At 40.1% G+C, this 6,802-nt stretch carries 9 protein-coding genes; 5 read left to right on the top strand and 4 right to left on the bottom strand.

All coding sequences use genetic code 11. The annotated features are described in order from the left end of the window. The first annotated feature begins 1 nt into the window (after nt 1). Genes ileS through CL181_RS20850 form a run of 4 tightly spaced genes read left to right on the top strand, consistent with a single transcriptional unit; the run spans nt 2 to nt 4,017 of the window. Entirely contained in the window at nt 2-3,160 is a 3,159-nt protein-coding gene (ileS, locus tag CL181_RS08425; protein WP_097298869.1) for an isoleucine--tRNA ligase, read from the top strand. Between the two features lie 19 nt (nt 3,161-3,179). Continuing rightward, complete coding sequence (locus tag CL181_RS20860; protein WP_217993127.1) at nt 3,180-3,404, top strand: hypothetical protein; 225 nt, start codon at nt 3,180-3,182, stop codon at nt 3,402-3,404. Then, complete coding sequence (locus CL181_RS20855; RefSeq protein ID WP_217993126.1) at nt 3,367-3,735, top strand: GIY-YIG nuclease family protein; 369 nt, start codon at nt 3,367-3,369, stop codon at nt 3,733-3,735. The genes CL181_RS20860 and CL181_RS20855 overlap by 38 nt, the downstream gene beginning before the upstream one ends. Before the next feature lie 21 nt (nt 3,736-3,756). Further along, nucleotides 3,757-4,017 carry a DUF4357 domain-containing protein gene (locus tag CL181_RS20850; protein ID WP_217993125.1) on the top strand — a complete coding sequence of 87 codons (261 nt, stop codon included), beginning with the start codon at nt 3,757-3,759 and terminating at the stop codon, nt 4,015-4,017. Between the two features lie 45 nt (nt 4,018-4,062). Here CL181_RS20850 and CL181_RS08415 read toward each other — a convergent pair whose 3' ends face one another. The 4 genes from CL181_RS08415 to CL181_RS08400 all read right to left on the bottom strand — a co-directional run bounded on the left by CL181_RS08415 (nt 4,063) and on the right by CL181_RS08400 (nt 5,407). After that, entirely contained in the window at nt 4,063-4,452 is a 390-nt protein-coding gene (locus tag CL181_RS08415; protein ID WP_097298868.1) for a hypothetical protein, read from the bottom strand. Then, nucleotides 4,449-4,703, bottom strand: coding sequence for a DUF433 domain-containing protein (locus CL181_RS08410; RefSeq protein ID WP_097298867.1), 255 nt, complete (start codon nt 4,701-4,703; stop codon nt 4,449-4,451). The genes CL181_RS08415 and CL181_RS08410 overlap by 4 nt, the downstream gene beginning before the upstream one ends. A 103-nt stretch (nt 4,704-4,806) precedes the next feature. Further along, the gene (locus CL181_RS08405) at nt 4,807-5,004 is read right to left on the bottom strand and encodes a helix-turn-helix transcriptional regulator (protein ID WP_097298866.1); all 198 of its coding nucleotides are present in this window, start codon (nt 5,002-5,004) and stop codon (nt 4,807-4,809) included. Between the two features lie 10 nt (nt 5,005-5,014). Next, nucleotides 5,015-5,407, bottom strand: a complete 393-nt coding sequence (locus CL181_RS08400) for a DUF2178 domain-containing protein (RefSeq protein ID WP_097298865.1) — start codon at nt 5,405-5,407, stop codon at nt 5,015-5,017. Between the two features lie 347 nt (nt 5,408-5,754). Between CL181_RS08400 and CL181_RS08395 the strand changes: the two genes are divergently transcribed. Then, on the top strand, nt 5,755-6,795 hold the full coding sequence (locus tag CL181_RS08395; RefSeq protein ID WP_097298864.1) for an ABC transporter substrate-binding protein: 1,041 nt from the start codon (nt 5,755-5,757) through the stop codon (nt 6,793-6,795). Nucleotides 6,796-6,802: the final 7 nt, after the last annotated feature.

Raw genomic sequence — 6,802 nt, 5'->3', positions numbered from 1 at the left:
TATGCTAAAAGAAGCCGGGCAATATGATGCTAAATCACTTGAACAGAAAATCCATAAATTATGGGAAGAAATTGATGCCTATTCCCGGGTGAGAGAACAAAGGGTAGATGGGAAGAAATTCTTTTTCGTTGACGGCCCGCCTTATACTACCGGACGCATACACCTTGGAACTGCCTGGAATAAAATTATAAAGGACTCAATACTGCGTTATAAATCCATGAACGGTTTCCATGTTCTTGACAGGGCAGGATGGGACATGCATGGTCTTCCCATAGAAGTAAAAGTTGAAGGAGTTCTTGGATTCAAATCAAAAAAGGATATTGAAAAATACGGTGTGGGAAATTTCGTGGCAAAATGCAAGGAATTCGCTCTTTCACATCGTGATGAAATGACTCTCCAGTTCCAGAACCTGGGTGTCTGGCTCAACTGGAAAGATCCATACATGACGCTGCGTGATGAATATATTGAAGCTGCCTGGTGGACGCTTAAAAAAGCGCATGAAAAGAACCTTCTTGAAAGAGGTCTAAGGGTCGTGAACTGGTGCCCCAGATGTGAAACTGCCATAGCCGACTCCGAGGTTGAATACTCGGATGTTTCAGATCCCTCGGTCTATATCAAGTTCCCTGTTGCCGATGAGGAGAATACCTTTATAGTAATATGGACAACAACCCCCTGGACTATTCCTGCCAATATCGCTGTGGCGGTCCATCCTTCTTTTGAATATGTAAAAGTAAGGGCGGTCAGGAACGAGAAGGAAGAGATCCTGATAATGGCAAAAGAACTTCTGAAAAATGTCCTGAAACAGGGAAGATACAAGAAATCTGAGATTCTTGAGACTATTCTGGGTGAAGATCTTAAGATCGAATACAAAGCCCCCCTCGGTCATAAAGTGCCAAAACAAAATACGTTCCCTCATAATGTTTATATGGCAGACTTTGTTACTGCTGAAAATACGGGCTGCGTCCACATCGCGCCGGGTCACGGTATTGACGACTTTGAACTGGGAATGAAATATAAGCTCCCCATTTTCTGTCCTGTCGGGCCTGATGGGAAATATACCGCGGAAGCAGGCGAATATAAAGGAATGCATGTCAGGGAAGCTAATAAAGTAGTTCTTGATGACCTTTCTGAAAAAGATCTCCTGCTGGCAAGCGGAAAGATCTTGCACAGGTATGGTCATTGCTGGAGATGCAAGACCCCGATAATATATCTTGCCACAGAACAGTGGTTCCTGAAGGTCACCGACCTTAAGGAAAAAATGCTTGAGGAAATAAAGAAAGTGAAATGGTACCCTGATTGGGCAGGTTCAGCCCGTTTTGCCGACTGGGTAAAAGGGTCCCGCGACTGGTGCATTTCCCGCCAGAGGTACTGGGGCATCCCGATCCCGGTATGGATATGCGATTTTTGCGGCGAGACGGAAGTAATGGGAACAATGGAAGAGTTAAAGAACAGGTCGGGTGTGAAAAATCTCACAGACCTTCACCGGCCCTATGTAGACAATATCCATATCAAATGCAGTAAATGCGAAAAGAGAATGACCCGGGTTCCTGACGTGTTCGATGTATGGTTTGATTCAGCAGTAGCATCATGGGCGACATTGAATTTCCCGCGCGATGAGAAAACATATAAGGAATGGTGGCCTGCTGATTTTATCACCGAAGGCCATGACCAGACCCGCGGCTGGTTCTATTCCCAGATGGGAGCAAGCATGGTCTCTTTCGGGAAAGCGCCTTATAAGAGCGTCCTGATGCATGGTTTTACCCTTGACACCGAAGGAAAGAAGATGTCAAAGAGTCTTGGCAATGTGGTTTCTCCTGATGATGTTATTAACAAATATGGGGCGGAATCCCTTCGCCTGTACGTGCTTTCACAGAATGCGCCATGGGATGACCTGAAATTCATATGGGAAGAAGTCGGGACAATCAACAGGATGCTCAACATCCTCTGGAATGTGTATCGGTTCCCGCTGCCCTATATGATCCTTGATAATTTCAATCCTGTAGACGTTAAAGAACGTCTTGCCGCCCTGCCGCTTCGGGTTGAGGACAAATGGATATTGTCAAGAGTGCAGAGCCTGATCAAAAAGGTTGAAACTGCAATGTCCGAGTACAATCTTCATAAAGCCACGCGGCCAATATCGGAATTCATCCTTGAGGACCTCTCGCGATGGTATATCCAGCTTATAAGGCCACGGACATGGACTGAGGCGAATGACCCTGACAAACTTGCAGCATATTATACTTTATATGAAGTATTAGTCACATTGACAAAAGTGCTGGCTCCGTTTGCACCACATATATCTGAGGAAATGTATGGGAACCTTGTGCGAAATATCCATCCGGATGCGCCTGAAAGCGTTCACATGTGCGATTGGCAGGGTCCGGATGAGAAATTTATTGATATTGAGCTTGAGAAAAGGATGGATATCATAAGGGAAATTGTTGAAGCATCATCGAATGCACGGCAGAAACTCAAGCGCAAATTGAGATGGCCTGTTAAAAGAATAGTGGTTGCGCCAAAGAATGAAATCGTAAATGAGGCTGTTTTGAGCCTTGAGACCGTATTGAAGGAACAGACAAACGCCAAGGAGATCGTCTTATTAAAGACCGGTGAAACTTTCGATGAGCTTGGCGTTGAAGTCCTGCCCAATCATGCAGTTCTTGGTCCTGCTTTTAAGAAAGATGCAGGAAAAGTCATTGCCGAATTAAAGACGGCAGACGGCAGGGCAATAAAGAAATCCATTCTGGAAACCGGAAGTTTCGAATTGAAGGCAGGAACCATCACCGCCGATATGGTGACTTTCAAAGACCTGATCCCGCCTGCCATTGCAGCAGCGGGATTCTCAGCAGGGGATGTGTATGTGGACACCGAGCTTACGCGGGAAATTGAATCCGAAGGCTATTCACGCGAAGTCATCCGAAGGATCCAGGATATGCGAAAAGAGCTTGATCTTGCCGTGGAAGAGGAGATAAGGGCAAACGTGGAGATCAAGGATGAAAGGGTTGCAGTACTTGTTCTTGAAATGAAGAATTTCATAGCCGGTGAGGTACGTGCGAAATCATTGTCAATAGGCCCTGAGGTTGAGGTAGAGGGCGAGCTTGTGAAGGATTGGGATGTAGAGGATGTTAAGATGAGGATAGGGATAGGGAGGAGGAAATAGGGGAAGATGATTAGCATCCATGACTCACATTAGCTTAGGTAAATCAATCTCACTATTTTTAATTGACGGAACTCCAGATGGGGTAATAGCATGCGAATTATCAAACTGGACTGGAAAAGGCTATAAAATTCCTAGAAATAATTTAAAAGATGTTTCAACTCGAAGTGAGCTAAAAAAACCTGGAGTATATTTTTTAATTGGACACAATGAATATGATAAGGAAACCGTATATAGGAGAAGCTGAAGATGTTTTTAAAAGGCTGTATCAGCATCAAGAAAAGAACTTTTGGACTGAAGCCCTTGCCTTTATAAGTAAAGATGAAAATTTAAATAAAGCACATATAAAATATTTAGAGTTTTCATTACATGATGAAGCTGTTGAAGCAAATCGTTATAAAGTTTTTAATTCTAATGTTCCTACAAAGCCGGCAATTTCTGAAGCAGAAATTGCCATAATGAGTGAATTTTCAATAAACCTGAAACTTCTTGTTGGAGCACTTGGATTTAGGATATTTGAAAAATTAACTAAATCATTAACTTCAAAACAAGATAAATATTTTATTTCTGCAGCATGAGGAGCAGTAGCTACTGGAATAATGACCTCAGAAGGCTTTGTGGTTTTTAAAGGATCAAAAATCGCAAGTACAGAGGTTCCATCAATGCCTGAATCTTTTAAAAAGAAAAGGGCTCAAATAATAAATGAAAAAATTGTAATTGATTTTGAATTCAATCAGGATTATTTATTTTCAAGTCCTTCAACTGCAGCGGCCGTTGTAATGGGAAGAAGTGCAAATGGTTTAAAAGAATGGAAACTTAAAGATGGAAGTAATTTGGGAGAAAATGAACAAAAAGATTAAGAAAAATCCGCGCAACTAAAAAGCCCTAATAAGAGAAGAAGTTTACTACAAATTCCAAGTAATTTCTTCTTCTTTTTCAGCATGCAAGTGCCATATTCGTATTCCAACGTGGGATATTTGAACTACTTGACCTATTCTTTTTTTATTATTATCAAAAGCCGGATGTTTGAGAAAGCGCCGTATGAAGCTTGCAACTTCATGCTGGTATACGGATAAACATACGATACAATAATTTGGATGACATAAAAGCCGATCATAAAATCCAAGATCACGAGTGAAAAATGTGGGATATCGTAATTGATGTAACAAGGGAATTATTTCTTCATCCTTCATACCCAGAAAACCAACTTCATGACCAATCCTTTGAACTTTTATATGCCAGCCTCGAAGAACCTGAGTCTGGCTCTCCATTATATTTTCATCCAGAATGTTCATGTACAGGCGAATTCCGTGCTAATTTCAGGATCATATACACTCAATGCCTCACGAGCAAGGTGAATAGCATCTGCAATCGCATCTCGTGTCAATTTTCCTCCCCATTCTTCTATGATCGCTTCCCATGCCATTCCGCTTTCTATCTGTTCAAGAACATCTTTAACAAGGATGCGTGTTCCTCTAAAGGTTGGTTCCCCATGACAGATAGAAGGGTCTGCTATAATATATCGTCCCAAAATTTTTATTGTCATAATACACTTTTTTCTTTTTGAAAGTATTTATACCCTTCAACGAAAGATTTTTCATATTTATTCAAAATACGAAGGTAAGTACAGAGAATAACAGGCTTGAAAGCTATTCTTCTTCGTATTTGAATAATTCTTCAATTCTCACATTAAATAATTTTGCCAGTTTGAAGGCAAGACTTAAGGACGGGTCATATTTTTGCAGTTCAATGGCGTTTATAGTTTGTCTGGTAACACCCACTTTTTTTGCAAGATCATCCTGAGTCATATCATGAATTGCCCTTTGTACTTTAAGAGTATTTTTCATGCTCTATCGCCTACATTCTGCTTTTGTAATATGCAAAGAATAACTGATGGCATGTCATCATGATAGCAGCGATGTATCCAAACAGGCTGCCTGCATCTTCGGATGTCAATGGTCTTATAAAAGGATAATAGTAGTTGATAAAAAATAATAATGCAAACCCAACAGTAAACACTCTAAAGGTTGAATTGCCTGCTTTTAGCCATATCACTTGTATTCTTTCATCTGCCACTATCACTTTATACTTTCTCTGGATACTATACAACAGGATTATTCCAACAACCACGCTTATTAAAGCGATAATGGGATTGTTCTTTATAACTCCTATCAGAACTCCACCCACAACAGCGATTAGAATCGCCAAACGAAAGATTTTATGTGTTTTTTCATGGTTACTTTCTGTCAAATTATATCACCTTTATGTAATGTATATTGTACATTAAGTATATAAAATTAATCTTTTTGTCTATAATTATGTATAAATGATAACTCCAAACAGCTTGAAATCAACAATCTCATATAACTACTTCACACCTTTTCGATAATTCTGCCACTTTTACCCGATATCTCCCACTTACTTCACTCTTAAAATAGGTCGGCAGCTAAATAAATTTCGTCTAAAAACTATGACGAGTTAATTATTTATAGTACATTATCATTATGACAATCATTATAATTAAATGGAATTCCCTACTTGCAAATTATGTCAATTAACAGAAACATCACAGGCAATAGAAAAAAGAGGTAGAAATTTTGAAAACAAAAGTAACCCTGTTACTGGTTGGCATAATTTTGATAACAATAATCTCTGGCTGCATGACAACTGGAAGTACTATAACTGAAAGCATGGCAACTGAAAGTCCCACAAAGGATATCAAAGTCGGTGAAGCATCCACGAAAACTTTTGAAGGTAAAAAAATTCTATACATAGATTCTTATAATGCAGGCTATGAGTGGAGCGACGGTGAGACAAGAGGTATTGAAAACATACTTAATAATACAGGTGTTGAACTTAAAATCCTCAGGATGGATACCAGGAGAAACGATTCTGAAGATTTCGGAAAACAGGCAGGAATGAGAGCAAAATCTGTTCTTGAAGATTTTCGGCCTGACGTTGTTATCACTTCCGATGACCCTGCTTTCAAATATGTAATAATGCCTTATTACAGGGATGCAGCCCTGCCTGTTGTTTTCTCTGGTATAAACTGGGATGTTTCTATTTATGGCGGACCATACGAAAATACTGCTGGAATGATAGAAGTAAGTCTAACGCCGCAGCTAATATCTTATCTGAAGGAGTATTCAAAGGGTGATAGGATCGGGTTTATTGCAGGAAATACCGCCACTGATCGGAAGAATGCAGAATATTATACGAAATTATATAATATCAATTTCACCAGAAAATATCATGTTACGACATTTGAAGAATGGAAAAGAGATTTTCTAAAGCTTCAAGAAGAAGTTGACATCGTTATACTTGAAAATAATGCCGGAATAACAGACTGGGATAATAATGAAGCTCAAGCCTTTGTTCTGGAAAATACAAAAATACCTGCTGGTGCAACTATGGACTGGATGCCGCCCTATTCATTAATCGGTATGACAAAAATAGCTGAGGAACAGGGAGAATGGTCCGCAACGACAGCTTTGCGTATTCTTGGCGGTACCCGCCCATCGGATATTCCGATAGTTACAAACAAGAAGGTCAGGCTTTATCTGAACCTGAAGATCGCAGAAAAGCTGGGTGTGATTATCAATCCGGAGATACTTAAAAACGCTGAAATTATTCAATAATTCGAAG

The organism is Candidatus Methanoperedens sp. BLZ2 (assembly GCF_002487355.1).
GTDB lineage: Archaea > Halobacteriota > Methanosarcinia > Methanosarcinales > Methanoperedenaceae > Methanoperedens.
This window is presented reverse-complemented; position numbering and strand designations above follow the sequence as displayed.

Excerpts from the sequence above, each read along its gene's own strand:
- ileS (WP_097298869.1), top strand. The coding sequence starts at position 2 with ATGCTAAAAGAAGCCGGGCAATATGATGCTAAATCACTTGAACAGAAA.
- CL181_RS20860 (WP_217993127.1), top strand. The coding sequence starts at position 3,180 with ATGACTCACATTAGCTTAGGTAAATCAATCTCACTATTTTTAATTGAC.
- CL181_RS20855 (WP_217993126.1), top strand. The coding sequence starts at position 3,367 with ATGAATATGATAAGGAAACCGTATATAGGAGAAGCTGAAGATGTTTTT.
- CL181_RS20850 (WP_217993125.1), top strand. The coding sequence starts at position 3,757 with ATGACCTCAGAAGGCTTTGTGGTTTTTAAAGGATCAAAAATCGCAAGT.
- CL181_RS08415 (WP_097298868.1), bottom strand. The coding sequence starts at position 4,452 with ATGAACATTCTGGATGAAAATATAATGGAGAGCCAGACTCAGGTTCTT.
- CL181_RS08410 (WP_097298867.1), bottom strand. The coding sequence starts at position 4,703 with ATGACAATAAAAATTTTGGGACGATATATTATAGCAGACCCTTCTATC.
- CL181_RS08405 (WP_097298866.1), bottom strand. The coding sequence starts at position 5,004 with ATGAAAAATACTCTTAAAGTACAAAGGGCAATTCATGATATGACTCAG.